Genomic DNA, 21,044 nt, shown 5'->3' on the forward strand with positions numbered 1-21,044 from the left:
AAAAAGACGACCAACGGTATACACTGCCCCGATTGATCGTCCTTCTGCCTTTGCATCGTGTTATGACTTTACATGTTTTTGCATCTGCTGTATCGCTGATTTCTCCAGACGTGATACCTGAGCCTGGGAAATGCCAATTTCATCAGCCACTTCCATCTGGGTTTTCCCTTCGAAAAACCGCATCGACAGAATCATTTTTTCCCGCTGACCAAGACGATGCATCGCTTCACGAAGTGCAATTTCCTCGATCCATGACACATCTTTGTTTCTGTCATCGCTGATCTGATCCATAACATAGATCGGATCTCCACCATCATGATAAATCGGTTCGAAGAGCGAGACCGGGTCCTGAATGGCGTCCAATGCAAAAACAACATCTTCCTTCGGCACATTCAGTACTTCCGCAATTTCGAATATCGTCGGTTCCCGGGAGTTTTTATTCGTCAGGCTGTCACGGACCTGAAGTGCTTTATAAGCAATGTCCCTCAAGGAGCGAGATACCCGAATTGGGTTATTATCACGCAGGTATCGACGGATTTCACCGATAATCATCGGCACCGCGTAGGTTGAAAATTTGACATTCTGGGATAAATCAAAATTATCAATGGCTTTCATCAGGCCGATGCAACCAACCTGGAACAGATCATCGACAAACTCCCCCCGATTGTTAAAACGCTGAATGACACTGAGTACCAGACGCAGGTTGCCATTCACTAATTTCTCTCTTGCTGAGCGATCATGGTGTTGCTGAAGGGAATGAAACAATTCCCGCATTTCAGTGTTGGTGAGGACAGGCAATTTTGCGGTGTCCACGCCACAAATCTCGACTTTGTTTCGGGTCATCGTGATTTACCTCCCAAGGAGAAACATTAATGTACATTATCTCCGGGGCAGGCTTTTTTATTCGTACTTGGCACCCTTGCCAGTAATACCCATTCTGACCAATGATGTATTTCAGACCATTTTATTAAACTCCTTGCGGAGTCTTTTAATGATTCTTTTTTCGAGTCGAGAGATGTAGGATTGGGAGATTCCGAGAAGATCGGCTACATCTTTTTGTGTCTTTTCTTCCCCATCCGTCAGGCCAAAACGAAGCTCCATAATCATTCGCTCGCGCTCCGTTAATTTTTCCAGTGCCTTGTGCAAAAGTTTCCGGTCTACCTGCTCTTCAATATTCCGATAGATTGTATCGTTTTCAGTACCCAATACATCGGATAATAATAGTTCATTTCCATCCCAATCAATGTTGAGCGGTTCATCAAAAGAAACTTCAGTTCGGATCTTACTATTACGTCTCAGGTACATTAAAATTTCATTTTCGATACAACGTGAAGCATAGGTTGCCAGTTTGATTTTCTTTTCCGGGTCAAATGTATTAACTGCCTTGATCAATCCGATCGCTCCAATGGAGACCAAATCCTCAATATTGATTCCTGTGTTTTCAAATTTTCGTGCAATGTACACCACCAGACGCAGGTTGCGCTCAATAAGCATCGCGCGAATGGCCGAGTCTCCCGAGGATAATTTTTGCAGCAAAAATTCTTCCTCTTCCCTTGTCAAAGGCGGCGGAAGTGCCTCACTTCCCCCAATATAATAAATCTCTTCACTTTTGAGTCCCAATAAAAATAACAGACGGTAATATTGCAGCTGCGCCACCAGTTTCCATTTCACAAGCATGTACGTTCCTCCTATACCACATTCAGCGGCTTTTCTGTTGCTCCCGCAGAGAGAGCCGTAGACTGCGCAGAAGCAGCGTCTTGCACAAGTTCAGGATGAATCACGGCCTGGTATTTCCCATCCGACGACAAAACACCTCCATCCAGCCCAATAAGTACCCTTGTCGTCTCATAACATGTTTCCTCCATCGTCACCTTCACCCGGTCCGGCTTCATTGCCAGCATAAACGCAGTCCCTTTGTTAATGCCCCGATAAGGCACCAGCCGCAGTCGATCCTGCCACTGAAAACTTTCCTGATCAAGCTCCAGAATAAGGTTGTCCGGCGCCTCGTCCTTGAGTCTACCCTTCCATGAAGCGGGTAACATGTCTTGCCATAACGAAACCTCCATTACCATGACCGGCATGCGCGATAAGGGATCTGTGAGTTGATTGCCCGTATCCAGAAGGCCTGTACAAGAAATGACTACCTCATCGATGCAGACCTCAACTTTACCCAAATAGGTCGTCATGCGATCCGTTTTCCGTTTTGAGCTCTGCACAGCTTTGAATAAAAACAGGATAGAAAAAAATACGATAAACGTGAACCAGAAAGCAATTTTCAGATCAAATGACATACCGCCAGAAGCCGTGAACCAAATGCCGTTAAACAACTCACCGGAGCTCTGAAGCATGTAATGCACACCCAGAATACCTCCGGCAGCGACAAAATTAATCACATAGAAGGTACCGAGCGTCCTCGCAAAAGCCTGCAGACCTTTAAAACCAAAAGCAATCGTAAGCATGACCAGCGAGAACCCGAACTTGATCAGAAAGGTGAACATAAAATCAAACTCCGGTACAAACATCATGACCACGTATAATGCACCCACAATGGCTGACAGCAACCATCGCCACCACACCAGCTTTGTCTTGCGCATCCAGGCGGTCATTCCGATGAGTGCACCGTCAATACACAGGTTTGTCAAAAAAATTAGATCCACATAAACAACCAAAGTCTTCACCTGCCTGCGCGCAACATATCGAAATACCGGTACCCGATATCCTGATATTCATGAGCATATTCACAAGTATACGGAGCCCCCTGTTCAAAGTCTGTCTAATCATGGGGGTGTGGTTCCAACTTTTTTTGTCGGAATTGCTCAGGCCCTTTGTTCAGAATTTGTTCATTGCTGTATGCTATGATATCTAAATAAACAGAAAAACCCGGTCGCTCCATAAGGAGTACCGGGTTTCCAATAAATTGATTTGCGTATTAATCGTTGTTATTATTGCGTGAACGATTGCGTAAAAATGTCGGAATGTCCAGCTGATCATTGCTCGGCTGATTTCCGAAAGGACGCAGGTTCGGCGAACGCGTATCCGTCGTCTCCGCTGTTGCTGGAGCTGGCTTACGTCCTGGTGGTGGTGGAGCAGGTTTATCTTCAAAACCGGTTGCAATAACCGTAACCTTAATCTCCTCTTTCAGGTCTTCGTCAATGATGGCACCAAAGATCATATTCACTTCCGGGTCGGAAGCAGAAGTTACGATCTCTGCCGCTTCGTTCACTTCATACAGGGACAGATTAACGCCACCCGTAATATTCATGATTACACCGCGAGCACCTTCAATAGAAGTTTCCAACAAAGGACTCATAATGGCTTTCCGTGCTGCTTCTGCGGCACGATTCTCACCAGTTGATTCACCAATCCCCATAAGGGCTGAACCACGTTCGTGCATAATCGTTTTGACGTCAGCAAAGTCAAGGTTGATTAGACCCGGTACAGCGATCAAATCAGAGATACCTTGTACAGCTTGACGAAGTACGTTATCCGCTTGACGGAATGCTTCAAGCATAGGAGTCTTTTTGTCCACGATTTCGAGCAAACGATCATTAGGAATCACGATCAGTGTGTCGACTTTTTCCTTGAGAGCTTCAATACCTTGCTCTGCATGGCTGGAACGCTTGCGTCCTTCAAAAGTAAATGGACGAGTTACGACACCAACGGTAAGTGCACCACACTCTTTAGCGATTTCGGCAATAACCGGAGCCGCACCTGTACCTGTACCACCGCCCATACCGGCTGTAACAAATACCATGTCTGCACCTTTCAACGTGTTCATGATCAGATCGCGGGACTCTTCCGCTGCTTTTTTACCTACATCCGGGTTGGCGCCAGCACCAAGACCACGAGTCAATTTATCACCGATTTGCAATTTATGCTCGGATTTCGCCAGGTGTAACGCCTGAGCATCCGTATTTACCGTAATAAATTCAACACCTTGTACACCATTTTCAATCATACGGTTGACTGCATTGCTTCCGCCGCCGCCTACACCGATGACTTTAATTTGAGCCAAGCTCTCCATCTCGAAATCAAATTCCAACATATTATTCCATCTCCCCCTCAATGTGCATGGATGGCCCGTCCAATTTTTGATTTGAACCGAATCAATTTCATATATCGACGAACGAAAGCGTTTATTTTAGTACCGGCGCATTCAGACGGCTTCAAGAATGTATGAAATGGATCCAACCTGTTATATAAATTCGCTGAACATATTCTTCAGCCGCTCGAACAGACCGGGTTTTTGCTCCGATTCCTGTGCCGTATTTGGCTTCGGACGGTTGGTGGGTTTCTTGTTGTTATTATTGTTGTTGTTATTTCCACCGCCGTTATTGATCGAGGGACGAATGCGCAAACTGCGAATTACACTGTGCAATATGCCGACTCCGCTTGTAAACCCGGGGTCACGCACACCAATATAATCCGGAACTGCAACTCGTACCGAAGCAGCAAGCTCATGCTGAGCGACCTGCAGAACCCCCGGCATAGAGACCGTACCTCCCGTTAGTATATAACCTCCAGGAAGCTCGTTGTAACCAAGACGCTTCACTTCTTGGGATATCATCTGGAATATTTCTTGAACCCTAGGTTCAATAATTGCTGCCAGATCCTCCTGTGAAAACTCCTTGTCTACATTACTGCCAATTCGGGTGACTTTGAACATCACATCCGCAGCAGCATCATCCAACCAGGCGCAGCCATATTTCAGTTTCACCTTCTCCGCCTGATCCGTTAACGTGCGTAAGCCATAGGCGATATCATTTGTTACGAATTCCCCACCTATAGGCAACGTTGATGTTGCAACAAGACTGTCTTCTTCAAAAATGGCGATGGTTGTTGCACCTGCTCCAATATCAACAAGCACTGAACCCATCGTTTTTTCATCTTTGGACAAAGCCAGTTGACCCGCTCCAAGCGACATGAGAACCAGATCGCTTACTTTCAGACCCGCTTTTTCCACGCAGCGCAAAAGATTATGTATCGCGGTTTTTGCACCCGTAATGATCGTTGCTTCAACTTCCAGACGAACACCAATCATACCACGGGGGTCCTGTATGCCCTCCAAGCCATCTACAACATATTGCTTGGCGACAACATCAATAATTTCCCGTTCCGGCGGAACTGCAATGACTTCGGCTGCTTTCAACACCCGTTCCATGTCTTCTTCTCCGATTTCACGATCCTCGTTAGACACAGCCACGACGCCGTGACTGCTCATCAGTCCGATATGATTTCCCGAGATTCCAACATACACTTCGGATATTTGAATACCTACCATACGTTCTGCATGATCCACTGCGTTGCGAATCGACTGCACCGTCTGATCGATATCTACGATTACACCTTTGCGAATTCCCTCCGAGTCGGCAGATCCAACTCCTATAATATTAAAGGTTCCATTATTCATTTCCCCAATAATAGCGCGAATTTTGGATGTACCGATGTCCAAACTAACAATGATGTCATTGTTGCTCAAGTCTGTGGCACCTCCTGACTCCAATAGTAAATTACGTTCGAATTTAAACACTCTTAAAACATATTCAACACACTTCAGGCTTTCCCTCTTTTTTCTACAATGTTTTTGGGTGTCAAAATCTGGTTGCCAGACATAAAACATTGAAGAAAAAAGAAGGAGGCAACTCATGTGCCATAAGTTCAAGTGTATCATTTTTTCTTCATCTCAGAAAGAACAAGTTTCATTGCTCTGACGGGGTCAAACCCCGACCTGCCTAGGCTTTCATATTCAGTCCAGCCTCATGATGGCAAAGATCAGGGGCTTGCTCCTGGTTCAGCATCATCTTCCAAGTCATCCGGGATGAAAGGGACATAGGTATCTGCCTCAAGCATGGTGATTTTCCCAGGCCGTTCGGTCTCAATCACCTGATTCAGATACTCCACTTTATCCGATAAAAGAGAGACGGTTGTAATCACTTCAAACTGCGATTTGGTATACATCCGAATCTGATCCGGAAATGAAGGCGTTGGATTCGGAATAATTTCCGAAATATCCGTCGTCAATTCATTCGGAATTTTAGCCAGTGTCTGGCTCAGCTTGGCTTTAAGTGGATCATCAGCCTTCCATTGGGTCAATATGGGCTTCTCCACAGCAACACCAATTGTTGCCGGAACTGTCAAGCTTGTCCCACTGGCTAATATCGCTTTTAGCGTACCGTCAGAACCAAGCTCATAAGCAACCGTGGCATATTCCTGAACCTTGATATGGATAATCCCCGGAAACTTTTTGTCCACGGTAACGGTGGAAATCGCCTTGATGGTCTTGAGACGCTCAATAACCTCGGCAGTACTTGTCCCAAAAAATTGTTCGCCTTCTTTCAGTCCGCTTTTCTCCAGCAGTTCTGAAGTTGCTGTATATACATTACCCGTAATTTCAATTGCCGAAATCCGACTCATGGAAGAACGAAAGAATAATACAGCCAGCAATACAATAAATAATAATAAGAGAATAATTACAATTTTGCGGCTTGTGTTTCCTTTTGGCCGATTCTTCTTCAGAACCGGAATTTGACTTTTAGGCATAAGTAGCGCTCCACAAAGCCTCAGGTCCCCTCCCTTCAAGAAGGGGACGCCAAGGACGTTAATTGGCAAAATCCAACTGTTTCGAAACGGGCGACTGTCGCTCAACCGATGCTCCAAGACTTTGGAATAACTTCTCGATCTGATCGTAGCCCCGGTCAATATGATGCACTTGCTCCACAACCGTTTTGCCTTGAGCAGCCAGACCAGCAATGACCAGAGCTGCACCTGCACGAAGATCGGTTGCTTCCACTGTAGCCCCGTACAGACGGGGAACACCACGGATAAATGCTGCGTTCAGATCGACTGAAATATCAGCCCCCATCACATTCAGTTCATCCACATGTTTGAACCGGCCCTCGAATACCGTTTCCTTCATCACACTGAATCCGTCTGCCAGACTGAGCAGCACCATGATTTGCGATTGCAAATCTGTCGGAAACGAAGGATACGGAGAAGTCACAATACGGTCTACTGATTTGGGACGGCTCATACAGCTCACCGTCATTATATCATTGCAAACTGTGATTTGAACACCAGTGCGCTTCAATACATGTATAAGTGAAGTAAGATGAGCAGGATTGCAGTGTGTAAGCGTAACATTGCCTCGTGTTGCTGCTGCTGCAATCATTACGGTTCCGGCAACGATTCGATCCGGTATAATCTCATAGGAACAAGGTTTCAGTCTCTCAACGCCATTGATCGTGATTGTATCCGTTCCTGCACCAATAATGCTTGCACCCATAGCATTCAAAAAGTGTTGCAGGTCCTGGATTTCAGGTTCTCTTGCGGCGTTGCAGATGGTTGTCGTCCCTTTAGCCATAACGGCTGCCATCATGATATTCTCCGTCGCTCCCACACTCGGGAAATCCAAATGAATATCTGTACCCACCAGATTGTGCCCATGACAGATAATCTGTTGGTCCTGCTCTTCAATCAAAGCTCCGAGCGCTTCCAGGCCCCGGAGGTGAAGATCAATTTTGCGTTCTCCAATGGCACAGCCTCCTGGCTGATACACTGACACTTGCCCAAACTTAGCCAGCAATGGTCCCATCAAAAAAATGGAAGAGCGCATCTGCTTCATTAGATCTTCTGGCACATCATATGACCGGATAGACGAGGTATTAATCGTCACTGTTCCCTGTTCATGCCGACACGTGCATCCAAGCCGTTCCAGGATATACAGCATCACTTCAATGTCCAGCAAGTGTGGAACGTTATGCAGTGTAACTTCTCCATCTGCCAACAAACTTGCGGCCATAATCGGTAAAGCGGCATTTTTTGCTCCATGGATGCGTATGGATCCTGAGAGGGGTTTCCCGCCTTCAATCACCAATTTGTCCAATGTATCACCTCCGGGGTTTACCGCTCACCCACTACGAAGACTTCCGGTACCAGGTTAATACCGTTTTGAGATGATATAGTGCTCTGTATCTGCTGCATTAGGGTGATAACGTCCTCTGCTGTTGCTTGGCCTGTATTAACAATGAAATTGGCATGCATGGTGGATACCTGTGCGCCTCCCTGGGTCATTCCTTTCAGCCCTGCTGCTTCAATCAGGCGGGCTGCATGATCACCCGGTGGATTTCGGAATACACTACCTGCACATGCCATCTGCAGTGGCTGTGTGCGGCGCCGGCGGTCTTTATAAGCCGCCATCGTTTCCGAAATGACGTTGCGCTCTCCATGCTGGAGTTCAAATGTAGCTTCCAGCACGATGCCTCTCCGATCATGCAGAACAGAGTGGCGGTAGGCAAAATCCATGTCCTCCTTGCTGTAACGTACCAATTCCCCTGTCTCCAGTACAATCTCAGCGAATTTGAATATCCGTGACACATCCGATCCATGCGCGCCTGCATTCATGTATACGGCTCCACCGACAGTGCCGGGGATACCGCTGCCGAATTCCAGACCGGTCCATTCCTTTTTGACAGCAACCACACTGAGTTTTACAAAAGAATGCGCCGCTCCGGCGGTTACACCGCCTTCGTGAAATTCGGCATAATCAAAGCCCTCGCCTGGTTTCACCACCACACCACGTATTCCTTTGTCTGACACCAGCATGTTTGAGCCCCGCCCAAGTTGCATCCACGGAATCTGATACGTGTGAAGCAATTGAACGAGATTCATCATCTGCTCTTTATTCTCGGGAATGACCAGTGCATCCGCAGGACCGCCGATCTTCCATGTGGTGTATTTGGCTAGCGATTCGTTTTCAAGAACTCTGCCAACATTATTCTGGGATAGTAACGATATCCACTGATGCATGTTTGCTTCCTCCTTTGCTTCAAAACCGATGAGCACGGTATGTTCTGTTGTTACAGACCGTGTTCTGGCGCCATGGAACGATGGTCACGATTTATACGGTATCTTATGTCAGCCCCGTCTTGTGTGTGACAATCGCCCACAATCACACTTTATCGGCGTGCAGCAAGACGCTGAATTTCATGAACAAGCACTTCAGCTGCATCGGGTTTCCCCAGTTTCCGGGAGGCTTCAGCCATTCGTTTGCGTCCCGATTCATCATTCATAATCTTGGCGATGGCTTCATACAGGACTTTGCCTGTAAGATCCTTCTCCAGCATCGTGAGTGATGCACCTCCACCCTCAAGCGTGCGTGCATTGGCTTCCTGATGATTATTAGTCACGTTAGGTGACGGAATCAGGATCGAAGGAATACCCAGTGATGTAATCTCCGCAAGGAATGATGCACCTGCGCGGTTTACAATCAAGGATGTGCAGGCAAGCACCTCAGGCATATTATGCACGTAAGGCAAGACATGCAGGTGGTTTGGCATCGTACCCAATGAGCTGCGAATGGCTTCACGCGTTTCATCAAAATAGGTATCCCCTGTCACGTAAACGACATGTACATCATCCAGTTGTTCCAGCATTGGAGCCATGTCCACCATGGCCTGATTGATTGCTTTTGCCCCGCGACTGCCACCAACCACAAGAACAACACGGCTGTTCATCGGTACACCTAACGTTGCAAAACCACGATCACGGCTAGCCTGAGCTACCGTAGTCGCTCGCGGATTACCGGTGTAGATCACCTTTTTTGCGCCGGAAAACGATTTTTCAGAACCTTCAAAGCTAACGGCAACCGTGTCCACATAACGCATCAAAAATTTGTTCGTCAGACCAGGGATGGCGTTCTGTTCATGAATTATACTCGGAATCCCCAGTTTTGTTGCTGCATACACCACAGGTCCACACACATATCCACCTGTACCAATCACAACATCCGGTTTGAATTCCTTCAGCATTTTTTTGGACTTGCGTACACCTTGAATGAAACGCATGACCGTTTTCAGGTTTTCGATGGACAATTTCCGTCGAAAACCCGTAATATCAATGGATTTAAAAGGAATATTTTCTTGGGGAACCAGTTTACTTTCCAGCCCTCTGGTTCCTCCGATGTATAGAAATGTCGAGTCCGGATTCTCCGCCTCGCATTGTCTTGCTATGGCAACGGCCGGATAGATATGTCCACCCGTACCGCCACCGCTTAGAACGACTCGCATCGCATAGTCACCTCGCATAACGGGATAAATTCACTAAAATGCCCAGTGCTGTGAGCATGAGGGTCAATGATGATCCGCCGTAACTGATCAGAGGCAATGTAATGCCCGTAACAGGCATCATGCCAATGACAACACCAATGTTAATAATGACCTGTACGGCGACCATACCTACGATACCAACACCAAGCAGACTGCCGAAGGCATCCGGAACGGTCATGGCTACACGCATCCCTCTCCACACCAGCACCAGAAACAACAATAATACAATCATTCCACCTATAAAGCCGAGTTCTTCGGCCAAAATACTAAAAATAAAGTCCGTTTGCGGTTCAGGTACATAACTGTACTTCTGCCGGCTCATACCCAGTCCCAATCCCGCCAGTCCACCAGGACCAATTGCGTATAAGGATTGAATGATCTGATATCCGGCACCCAGCGGATCGGACCACGGGTCCAAAAACGCTGTGATACGCTGCAACCGATAGGGTGCTGCTGCAATCAAAGCTGCAAACCCCGCTACGCCGCCAAGAGCAAGCAAGCTCAGATGTTTCATTCGCGCTCCGGCTGTGAAAATAATAAGCATCGCTGCGCCCATCATTACGGTGCCAGTCCCCAAATCAGGTTGCAGCATAATAATCCCAAAAGCCAAACCGATCAATCCCAGCGGTGGCAGAAGCCCCGTTGTGAAGGTTTTGATTTTGCCCGGTTCCTTGCTCAGCCAGTGAGCGAGAAACAGAATCATGCCCAGCTTCATGAATTCTGAGGGCTGAATACCGAACGAACCAATGCCCAGCCAACTTCGTGCACCACCGCGAACCACACCGATTCCAGGAATGAGCACCGCAATGAGCATAATAAAACAGGCAATCAATATAGGCTTGGCATATTTCCTCCACACCCGGTAGTCTACATTAGCAGTTACGAACATGGCCACAAGCCCAAGCACCGCAAACAGGGCCTGTCTTTTTACAAAATAAAATGAATCGCCATAGTCATGAAAGGCAAGCACCGAGCCCGCACTATATACCATAATAATGCCGATGGCAAGCAATGCCAAAATACAAATCAGCAACCAAATATCTGGTGCCGGTCGCGTCTGTTTCATCAGGAGGCCACCCCTTGCATGGAAGTAGGGGCTTTTCCACCCCCCTACTTACAAGTTATGCGCCGCCTCTTTAAAAATGCGTCCCCGCTCTTCATAGGAAGCAAACATGTCCCAACTTGCACATGCCGGGGATAACAAAACGACATCACCGGCACTTGCAAGCTTCGATGCTTCCTGCACAGCAACGGTTAACGTCCGGGCAGCGTCCTCCTCATTATCGACGACCTTAATTTGCTTTAATCCGGCAAGTTCCGCGACCTTGGCAATTTTTGTCCGTGTCTCTCCAATTGCAACGACAGCTTTTACCCGTTCCTGGAACAAGGGTAACAACTCCATCATGTCTGACCCGCGATCCAACCCGCCAGCAATTAATACGACCGGTTCCTTGAACGAATTCAGGGCCATAACCGTAGCTTTCGAATTGGTCGCTTTGGAGTTGTTGTAGTACGCAGAGCCATTATGCTCTAGAACGTATTCAAGTCGGTGTTCAACCGCCTTGAAATCTGCAAGCGGAGCAGCCAGCACTGCAGGATCAGCTCCTGCCGCTACGGCAATGGCCACAGCGGCCATTGCATTTTCCACATTGAATTGTCCAGCGATGCCAATGTTCTCGATGTCAATAATGGTGTGGTGATTTCCCTTTTCATCCGCGTAGATAATCTGACGCTTCACATCATCCTCTTCTCCATCCACATAAGGAGGATCTGCATACACACCTACATCCAACTTCTCAATCATTGAGAAGGGAAGCAATCTGCCTTTGATGTAAGGAACCAGACCACGACATACCGCATCATCCCAATTCAGAATGGCCACGTCGTCAGGCTGCTGATTCGCGAACAGTTTCGCTTTGGAAGCCACATAATCATCCAGATCCCCATGATAGTCCAGATGCGTCTCTGCAACGTTAAGCAAGCTGGCAATCCGGGGACGGAAATCAACCGTTCCTTTGAGCTGGAAACTGCTAAGTTCAACAACCATCCAGTTATCTGGAGAAGCTTGCTCTGCCGCTTCACAGAGAGGTGTTCCGATATTACCGGCAACGATCGGGTTGAGGCCGGCATGTTCCAACATTTCCCCCACCCAAGTGGTTGTTGTTGTTTTGCCGTTCGAACCCGTAATCCCGATCATGGGTGCAGCACATAGATGATAAGCAACCTCTACTTCGGTCACCACTTCAATGCCCAATGCCAAAGCTTGCTGCACAGGAGCAGCATGGTATGGGATACCCGGGTTTTTGACAACCAGCTTCACACCACTGTGAATCAGATCATCCGGATGCCCTCCGCATACAACAGAAATTCCCAAAGCCTCCAATTCGGAAGCTTCGGGACATTGATCTCTCTCTTTTTTATCATTTACTGTAACCTTCGCTCCGGCGCGATCCAGCACCTTGGCGACCTGTACGCCGCTTTTGGCCAATCCGAGCACGACTACTTGTTGTCCGCGATATGATTCAGGATGGTTCATGATCTACAACCCCTTGTTGAGATAAAGTCCAAGAGCGGCCAAAATTGCGCCTACCGCCCAAAAGGTAATAACAACCCGCCATTCTGACCAACCACTTAATTCAAAGTGATGGTGAATGGGGCTCATTTTGAATACACGCTTGCCACGAGTCTTGAAAGATACCACTTGAATGATGACAGACAGGATCTCGATAACAAAAATACCGCCAATGATGACAAATAGAAGCTCTGTTTTGGTTACAATGGCTACCGCACCAATCGCACCGCCAATCCCGAGAGAACCGGTGTCTCCCATAAACACTTTGGCCGGATGTGCATTGTATACCAGAAAACCGAGTACGGCTCCGATCATCGCTGCTGCACACACTGCTGCAGGCATTGATGTAGCTTGCATCGCCACAATGGCAAACGCACCAAAGGCAATCGCACTTACCCCTGACAGCAAACCATCCAGACCGTCGGTAAAGTTAACCGCATTGGTAATGGCAAGCATCATGAATACGACAAAAGGATAATAGAACCATCCGGTCCAGTCAAACGAGAATGACGTTCCCGGAATAGAGATGGCTGTGCTGTGTCCATTCTGGATCAGCAAGAAACACATCACTGCACTGAAGAACAATTGGCCCAGCATTTTTTGTCTGGCCGTCAGTCCCAGCGAACGTTTGAATACAATTTTGATGTAATCATCCAGGAAGCCAATGAGCCCGAATCCCAGCGTAGCCACGAGCAAGACATAAAAGTCTGTATTCTTGACTGCCGAAAATTTCAAAAAGGCCAATGTGAACGCAACTAAAATGACGACTCCACCCATTGTAGGTGTTCCGCTTTTTTTCAAATGGCTCTGAGGCCCATCTTCCCTAACTTGCTGTCCGAATTTCATCCGGCGTAACAGCGGAATCAGGAGCGGTGCGGCAATCACCGCCAGAATAAATGAAACGCCGATTGTTAACAGTAATACCTGAAAATCCATGGGTTCACCCCTCTAGTCTACTCGATTCTGTAATGGTGCTATTTGTAGTGCTTCGACCACGTCCTCCAGCTTCATGCCTCTTGAGGCTTTGAACAAAACAACGTCTCTGGGATGTAGTTTCTCCAGTAGATAACGGGTCATTTCTTCTTTATCTATAAAAGCATGCACAGCCTCTGTAGGCATATGCTTGCTTGCTCCTTCAGCAATCTTGGCTGATAGCGGACCATATACCAGCACCATGTCCATTTTGGCCGATGTGATATACTCTCCGATTCCGTAATGCAGATCCTGCTCTTGGGGACCGAGTTCAAGCATATCACCAAGCACAGCCACTTTCATGCGGTATCCTTTCAGACCTTCTAGTACATCGATTGCGGCCTTCATGGAGGTTGGACTTGCATTGTATGCATCATTCAGCAGGGTTAGACCACTAAGGCCTTGCGTAACCTCAATACGCATGCCTGTCAGTTTCAAGCGAGACAATCCCGCGGCAATCTGCTCCGTCGTCACTTTAAAATGACGGGCTACTGCCAAAGCAGCCAGACAGTTAACGACATTATGCGTTCCTAGCAGAGGTAGCGTAAAAGCATGTTCTCCAGACTGTTTGGTAGTGAAAACTACCCCGTTCTGCGCATTCATAAGTCCGGTAGGATAGTCATCATTATCGGTTTGCAGACCAAATGTAAACCGCTGCAATCCATCGGGTTGTTTCGTTGCGGGTTCTTCAAGGACTTGTGCAATTAAAGGCTCGTCTCCGTTGTAGATCAGTAACCCGCCAGGCTTCAATCCCGCGGCAATCTCGGCTTTGGCTCTGGCTATCTCCAGTCTGGACCCCAGCTGAAGCAGATGTGATTCACCAATATTGGTAATGACCGCTACATCAGGCTGCGCAATAACCGACAGATCGTTAATTTCCCCGCGACCACTCATACCCATCTCCAAAATGATAATCTCGGTATCCGGGTCCATGCTTAGTACAGTCAGTGGTAAACCAATGTGATTATTGAAGTTGCCTTGCGTCTTATGCACTTTGAACGTCGTTGAGAGAATGGCATCCACGATGTCCTTTGTTGTTGTCTTGCCGTTGCTGCCTGTAATGCCGACTACAGCCGCTTTATTCTCCGTTAGATAAGCAGATGCGAGTGCTTGCAGTGCGACAAGTGTGTCGTCAACAACAATGACAGCTCCTTGTGGCGGAATACCATGATCCTTTTGCCAGATCGCCCCTGCAGCCCCCTTCTCTAAACAGGTTTGCACAAATTCGTGTCCGTCAAACCTTTCACCCACTAGCGGGATAAACAAACTGCCTTCAAGAGGTTTACGCGAATCGGTAAACACCCCTTCGACCATTACATTGCCATGAGCGGCAACGTCACTTAATGTTCCTCCACACATCTCGGCCAATTGTGCCAATGTTCTTTTTATCAATTGGATTTGCCCCTTATCGCTTCTTTGGCTATGATTCGGTCATCAAAATCGGTTTTGGTTGTGCCGATAATCTGATAGGTCTCGTGACCCTTGCCCGCAATCAATACTACATCGGCTGGGCTTGCCATTTCAATAGCTTCATGAATCGCCTGGCGCCGATCCACAATCATCGTATAACGTTCAGCAGGAACGGATTCTTCAATCAGGCCCTGTTCAATGTCTTTGAGAATCAGATCCGGATCTTCTGTCCGTGGATTATCGGAAGTAACCAGTACAAAATCACTATAATTCGCAGCAATTTTCCCCATGAGAGGACGTTTCGTACGGTCCCTGTCACCACCACAACCAAACACGCAGATTACACGCCCTTCGGCAAATTCTTTCACCGTCCGCAGCACATTCTCCAGTCCATCCGGTGTATGGGCATAATCGACAATAACAGCAAATGGCTGTCCTTCGTCCACTCCTTCAACACGTCCATCCACGCCCGGAACCGTCTCCAGACTGCGCTTGATCTCTTCCAGCGGAATACCTTCCACCAGCGCTGCAGAGATGGCTGCCATTGCATTGTACACATTGAATTTGCCTACCATGCGCAAGCGAATATCCGTGCTGCCTGCAAATGTATCCACGTGGAAAGAAGTTCCCTGAGACGTGATTGAGATTTGGGATGCGCGTACATCCGCCTTTTCACCCATGCCATATGTAATCACTTCAGCCGCAGTCACAGAGATGAAATAAGCCGCAGCCGGATCATCTGCATTGATAACAGCGAATTTACGCCGTGAAGCATCTTCCGTATAACCGTTACCCAGTCGTGCGAAGAACAATCCTTTGGCCCCGCGATATTCCTCCATGGAATGGTGGTAGTCCAAATGATCTTGCGTCAAGTTAGTGAATACCGCAGTACGGAAATTTGTTCCCTTTACTCGCCCTTGTTCCAATGCGTGAGAAGAAACTTCCATAACACAGCAGTCCGTACCCTTCTGAACCATATCATGCAGACTACGCTGCAGATCAAGCGCCTCTGGTGTTGTTCCTGACATCGGGTAGGTGCGACCGTCATACCGCATTTGAATAGTACCGATCAATCCCGTCTTGCGTCCGTAATCACTCATGATTTTTTCAATCAAATAGGTGGTCGTTGTTTTTCCGTTCGTTCCCGTTACACCAATCATATTCATCTTCTGGCTTGGCGAGTCAAAAAAGAAATCTGCCAAAACAGCCATCGCAAATCGGCTATCCTTCACCAGCAATTGTGGTACAGGCAGATCCAGCTGCCGTTCAACCACTAATGCAACTGCACCGGCATTTACAGCTTTTTCTGCATAATCATGACCATCTACTGTATGTCCCGGAAGACAGATAAACAGATCACCCGGTTTTACCTGCCGGGAATCTGTCTGAAGGTTTTGGCATTCTGTATTTGATTCGCCCACGAGGCGGGCGGTGGTCAGCATCGATGCAAATTGTTTTAAAAGCACATGAATAACCTCACTTTTCCAATTATACTTCTGTTTTAACATATGTCTGTATTTATTAATATCGTCAATACAACCCAATAATGAAACGCACCTGGATGAATTTTGTTGCGCTAGAAGCTTCAAACTACCCCTAAGCCCCGTTATTCATCCTTTGTGTGATCATGTGCATCGTTAAGTACATTCCCCATATAAATGCGGATGGTTGATCCCTGATCTACCCTCGCCCCAGGTTTAGGTGCCTGATTAATCACGTATTTACCACTGCCAGACTTCGCCAGCATAAAATTCATGTTCAGGTCTTCGTACAGATCTTCAACAGTAGCTCCTGTCAGGTCTGGGACTGTCACGATTTTGGTTTCACCATACTTGTATTCTTTGGCGACCTGATCCTTCCGAACAGGTACATTCATATAGTGCAAAGCATCTTCAAGGATGTTCTGTACAATCGGGGCGGCAACCACACCTCCGAACTGTATTCCTTTGGGATTATCCACTGCGGTATAGACTACAATCTGTGGATCATCTGCCGGTGCAAATCCGATAAAGGATACGATATGCTCGGTTGAGGAATAACGTCCGTTGATGACCTTCTGGGCTGTACCTGTTTTACCACCGACCCGGTACCCATCAATGAATGCCGGACGCCCGGTACCTTTTGCAACAACACTCTCGAGTGCTTCACGTACTTGTTTGGATGTATTCTCCGAGATCACCTGACGAACCAGCTCCGGCTTGGCTTCTTCCATGACTTCCCCTGTGACCGGATGGACCCACGCTTTCGTAACATAAGGCTTGTAAAGTTTACCCCCATTGATGGCCGCTGACACAGCTGCTACTTGCTGAATGGGCGTTACGGATACACCTTGACCAAAAGCCGTCGTTGCAAGCTCGACAGGTCCCACTCTGGACAGTTTGAACAGAATTCCACTGGCTTCTCCGCTGAGGTCGATCCCTGTCTTGGTACCGAAACCAAAGTCTTTAATATAGGAGAAGAGCGATTCTTTGCCCAGCCTCTGCCCCAAAGCCACAAAGCCCGGGTTACATGAGTTCTCCACAACTTGTAAGAAGGTCTGACTTCCGTGGCCGCCCTTTTTCCAGCAACGCAGACGAGCTCCACCCACCTCAACGTATCCGGGATCAAAAAATTGATCCTGTTGCAGATTGACCTTTTTCTCTTCAAGCGCTGCTGCCAAAGTAATGATCTTAAATGTTGAGCCCGGCTCGTAGGTCATCCAGATCGGTAAATTGCGATTGTATATCTCCGCTGGATATTGCTGATAATCGGCAGGTTCGTATCCCGGTCTACTGGACATCCCCAAAATTTCACCCGTTTTGGGATTCATCGCTATGGCCAATGCTGAGTTCGCCTGGAACTTCACCATGGCCTGATCCAGTTCTCTCTCCATGATGGACTGAATGGATTTATCAATGGTCAGCTTGAGGTTAAGGCCGTCCTTCGGTTCCACATACTTCTCGGATGAGCCCGGCATTAGCCTTCCGGCCGCATCGGACAAGTAGGACACACTGCCATTCAAACCATTCAGCTTATCATCATATTTCTTCTCGACACCCGTTAAGCCCTGATTATCAATGCCCGTAAAACCAAGAATATGGGCAGCCAAATCATCATAAGGATAAAAACGTTTATTGTCTTCAGCAACAACGATACCCGGAAGCTTCAAATCACGGATGCGCTGAGCTTTCTCCATCGTAATTTTGCGGCCGCCGGGTTGTAGTCGTACAATGAGTTCTCGTTTCTTGATGGTTGCGAGCACTTTTTCTTCCGTCATCCCAAGCAATGGGGCCAGCGCTTTAGCCGTCGTTTCAGCTTCTTTCACCTGAGCCGGAATGGCCATAATGGTTGGTGTTGTCACATTATAGGCCAGAGAGGTTCCATTTCGATCCAGGATCTCCCCTCGCTTGGCTGAGTAAGGAATATTACGCCGCCAGGATTCTTCTGCTTTTGCTGACAATTCAGGGCCTTCCCCGAGCTGTACATAAGCAAGCCTGATCATCAGGGCCGAAAATAACAAAACTAAAATCATTAAACTCCATAGCAACCTGCGCCGCAGATTTACGCTTGATCCCTTCACGAAAAGATCCCCCCACTCGTCCCAAAATCATGACATTCGTTCCATTCATGAATATTCAGGACAACCGGGGGTTAGAACAAGCTGTCAGAGCTCCCTAAGGAAGCGTAGCTCCGTTTGTTGCTGGATCGTCAGAGGATTCGGTTTCATTGGCAGGAGCCTTGTTGTTATCTGTTTCGTCTGTTTCGTCGGTTTTAACTTCTCCGGCCGAAGCCTCTTGTTCCTTCACTTCAGCTTCTGACGACGGATCAGAAGAGATTGGAGCCTCATCGGCTATACCTGTCACTGCAGCTTTGGCAGTTTGCAAGTTCAACTGCACAGTTCTCTGCTCACCTGCGACCTGCTCGGTTTGTTTCACGACATAACCCTCGCCCTTGACTGTAACCCCCACTTTCATGAGAGAAAGTACTTCTAGGGCATCACGGAGAGATTCACCTGTTAGATCGGGAATCTTCATCTTGCTGCTTTCTTCCGTTAGCAGATAGATTCGTTGGCCTGGATTCATAGAAGCGCCAGCAACCGGATACTGCCGAATTACATTATCACCTTGACCAAGAGTCACATAAGCAATACCTGCGCTTAGAAGCTGGCTTCTGGCTTGTTTGGCTGTCTTGCCACTTAAGTCAGGCGCCTTGGCTTGCACGACAGAGACTTCTTTTGACTTTTTGTCAGGAGTTTTGGCTGTATCTTTGGGTATTCCCATGTATTGAAGAGTCTGGCTGACAATCTTTTTGAACACCGGCGCAGCTGCGGTTCCTCCCCCAATGTTGGTTCCATCCGGTTGGTCAATGACAACAAGTATAGCAATCTTCGGATTATTCACGGGCGCGAATCCAATAAACGATACAACGTCTTTTGACTTGCTGTATGCTCCGTTAACAACCTTTCTTGCTGTACCTGTCTTACCAGCTACACGGTAACCTTCAATATAGGCGTTACGACCGGTACCAATCGTTTGGTCTGCAACCACTTGTTCCAGATAACCGCTCACCAGTTTGGAAGATTCCTTGGAAATCACCTGACGAACAACTTTGGGTTTGATGACTTCCGTTGTTCCATCATTCGGGTTCTTGATCTCCTTCACCAGATGTGGCTCCAGCAATTTGCCGCCGTTGGCAATCGCAGAGATGGCTGCGACCTGTTGAATTGGTGTTACCTGTACAAGACCGTGACCGTAAGCAGCAGTAGCAATCTCGGATTTGTAAACCAGTGGCTTGATCGGGGACGCTGCCTCATTTGGCAGATCAATACCCGTCTTTTTGCCGAAGCCGAATTCGTCTATGTAATGACGCAGACGTTCACCGCCAAGCATGTTGTAACCCAAGTTAACAAAAGCAATGTTACTTGACCGTTTGACACCTTCGAGATACGAGATCCAACCATAGGAATGACCATTATCACTAATCGGGAAACCACCGATATACATACGTTTGGATTCAAAACTTGCATTGGGATCGAAGAGTTTTTCTTCAACAGCCCCTGCTAGCGTAACTATTTTGAATGTACTCCCTGGCTCATAGATTGATTGAGTAGCATGGTTGATAAAATTCTTTTGATCAGGTGTACTCCCATACGTATTCGGGTTAAAGGTTGGCCAGTTCGCCATCCCTAGAATCTCCATCGTGTTTGGGTCCGCGGCAATGACCGTCATGCTCAGTGGATTATACTTGGCAACGGCTTCTTTCATTGCATCCTCAATGTAGAACTGGATCGTATCATCGATGGTCAGCGTAAGGTTATTACCGTTCTGAGGTGGCAGATAGTTATCCTGTGAATCCGGAAGTTTAATGCCTTTGGCATCCTTCTGATAATTCAAATATCCATCTGTACCTGTCAGTGCTTCATCATATGAGACTTCAAGTCCATTGACAGCTTTCCCATCACGGCTCATATATCCCAAGAGGTGAGAAGCAAGTGTTTCTTCAGGGTAAAAACGCTTCGACTCCTGAGCCATCACAATTGCATTACGAGCCTTGTACTCTTCTTGTAATTCCTCACGCAGTTCGTTGACTTTTTCCGCAAGCTCTGGACTTATCTTATATCCTTCACTCCGTACTTCACGTTGCTGAAAAAACTCACCATCTTTTTTCTTCGCTGTGACCAAAGCACGCATCTCACTCTCATTTTTCCCAAGAAGGGTAGAGAGTTTCTCCGTAACAACATCCTGAATTCCGAGTTCATTAATTAATAACGGATTAACAGAAACCGTATACGCAGGGGCATCGGTAGCCAAAATATTACCATTTCGATCCGTAATCGTTCCACGTGCAGCCTTAATCGTCTGTTCCCGCTCTACCAAACCGGCTGCCCGTTTCTGCCATTCACCGCCATTCACAACCTGAATGAAAAAGATTCGGGTTACGAGTACAAGAAAAAAGAGGGTAATACATCCCCCTATAAGCAACGTGCGCATCTTTATTCTTTTTATCAT

General features: G+C 47.4%; 16 protein-coding genes. All 16 read right to left on the reverse strand.

Features of this window, described 5'->3' with window-relative positions; genetic code table 11:
* Window positions 1-60 precede the first annotated feature (60 nt).
* The 16 genes from sigG to MHI48_RS21390 all read right to left on the reverse strand — a co-directional run bounded on the left by sigG (window position 61) and on the right by MHI48_RS21390 (window position 21,044).
* Window positions 61-843 carry an RNA polymerase sporulation sigma factor SigG gene (sigG, locus tag MHI48_RS21315; protein ID WP_017687309.1) on the reverse strand — a complete coding sequence of 261 codons (783 nt, stop codon included), beginning with the start codon at window positions 841-843 and terminating at the stop codon, window positions 61-63.
* A 111-nt stretch (window positions 844-954) separates the two neighbouring features.
* Window positions 955-1,677, reverse strand: coding sequence for an RNA polymerase sporulation sigma factor SigE (gene sigE / locus MHI48_RS21320; RefSeq protein WP_017687308.1), 723 nt, complete (start codon window positions 1,675-1,677; stop codon window positions 955-957).
* A gap of 11 nt (window positions 1,678-1,688) precedes the next feature.
* Window positions 1,689-2,669, reverse strand: coding sequence for a sigma-E processing peptidase SpoIIGA (gene spoIIGA / locus MHI48_RS21325; RefSeq protein ID WP_047843746.1), 981 nt, complete (start codon window positions 2,667-2,669; stop codon window positions 1,689-1,691).
* 260 nt (window positions 2,670-2,929) lie between these two features.
* On the reverse strand, window positions 2,930-4,045 hold the full coding sequence (gene ftsZ / locus MHI48_RS21330) for a cell division protein FtsZ (protein WP_017687306.1): 1,116 nt from the start codon (window positions 4,043-4,045) through the stop codon (window positions 2,930-2,932).
* Window positions 4,046-4,195: 150 nt separating this feature from the next.
* Window positions 4,196-5,479, reverse strand: coding sequence for a cell division protein FtsA (ftsA, locus tag MHI48_RS21335; RefSeq protein ID WP_036614863.1), 1,284 nt, complete (start codon window positions 5,477-5,479; stop codon window positions 4,196-4,198).
* Window positions 5,480-5,772: 293 nt separating this feature from the next.
* Entirely contained in the window at window positions 5,773-6,540 is a 768-nt protein-coding gene (locus tag MHI48_RS21340; protein WP_340028841.1) for an FtsQ-type POTRA domain-containing protein, read from the reverse strand.
* A gap of 58 nt (window positions 6,541-6,598) precedes the next feature.
* Window positions 6,599-7,882: a UDP-N-acetylglucosamine 1-carboxyvinyltransferase gene (gene murA, locus MHI48_RS21345; RefSeq protein WP_100527062.1), complete on the reverse strand. Its 1,284-nt coding sequence runs from the start codon at window positions 7,880-7,882 to the stop codon at window positions 6,599-6,601.
* 17 nt (window positions 7,883-7,899) lie between these two features.
* Window positions 7,900-8,805 carry a UDP-N-acetylmuramate dehydrogenase gene (gene murB, locus MHI48_RS21350; protein WP_340935203.1) on the reverse strand — a complete coding sequence of 302 codons (906 nt, stop codon included), beginning with the start codon at window positions 8,803-8,805 and terminating at the stop codon, window positions 7,900-7,902.
* 149 nt (window positions 8,806-8,954) lie between these two features.
* Window positions 8,955-10,064, reverse strand: a complete 1,110-nt coding sequence (gene murG / locus MHI48_RS21355) for an undecaprenyldiphospho-muramoylpentapeptide beta-N-acetylglucosaminyltransferase (protein ID WP_036674835.1) — start codon at window positions 10,062-10,064, stop codon at window positions 8,955-8,957.
* A gap of 7 nt (window positions 10,065-10,071) precedes the next feature.
* The gene (spoVE, locus tag MHI48_RS21360) at window positions 10,072-11,169 is read right to left on the reverse strand and encodes a stage V sporulation protein E (protein ID WP_047843749.1); all 1,098 of its coding nucleotides are present in this window, start codon (window positions 11,167-11,169) and stop codon (window positions 10,072-10,074) included.
* Window positions 11,170-11,217: 48 nt separating this feature from the next.
* A complete protein-coding gene (gene murD / locus MHI48_RS21365; protein ID WP_253501944.1) occupies window positions 11,218-12,639 on the reverse strand; it encodes a UDP-N-acetylmuramoyl-L-alanine--D-glutamate ligase in 1,422 nt (473 codons plus the stop codon).
* A gap of 3 nt (window positions 12,640-12,642) precedes the next feature.
* A complete protein-coding gene (gene mraY, locus MHI48_RS21370) occupies window positions 12,643-13,611 on the reverse strand; it encodes a phospho-N-acetylmuramoyl-pentapeptide-transferase (protein ID WP_047843751.1) in 969 nt (322 codons plus the stop codon).
* 12 nt (window positions 13,612-13,623) lie between these two features.
* Window positions 13,624-15,036 (reverse strand): UDP-N-acetylmuramoyl-tripeptide--D-alanyl-D-alanine ligase, encoded by a 1,413-nt coding sequence (gene murF, locus MHI48_RS21375; protein ID WP_340033050.1) that lies wholly within the window; start codon window positions 15,034-15,036, stop codon window positions 13,624-13,626.
* On the reverse strand, window positions 15,036-16,523 hold the full coding sequence (locus MHI48_RS21380) for a UDP-N-acetylmuramoyl-L-alanyl-D-glutamate--2,6-diaminopimelate ligase (protein WP_340030900.1): 1,488 nt from the start codon (window positions 16,521-16,523) through the stop codon (window positions 15,036-15,038). The genes murF and MHI48_RS21380 overlap by 1 nt, the downstream gene beginning before the upstream one ends.
* Window positions 16,524-16,663: 140 nt before the next feature.
* The gene (locus MHI48_RS21385; RefSeq protein ID WP_036614879.1) at window positions 16,664-18,616 is read right to left on the reverse strand and encodes a stage V sporulation protein D; all 1,953 of its coding nucleotides are present in this window, start codon (window positions 18,614-18,616) and stop codon (window positions 16,664-16,666) included.
* A gap of 94 nt (window positions 18,617-18,710) precedes the next feature.
* Window positions 18,711-21,044 (reverse strand): penicillin-binding transpeptidase domain-containing protein, encoded by a 2,334-nt coding sequence (locus MHI48_RS21390; RefSeq protein WP_340030902.1) that lies wholly within the window; start codon window positions 21,042-21,044, stop codon window positions 18,711-18,713.

The organism is Paenibacillus sp. FSL H7-0942, from assembly GCF_045040715.1.
Taxonomy (GTDB): domain Bacteria; phylum Bacillota; class Bacilli; order Paenibacillales; family Paenibacillaceae; genus Paenibacillus; species Paenibacillus amylolyticus.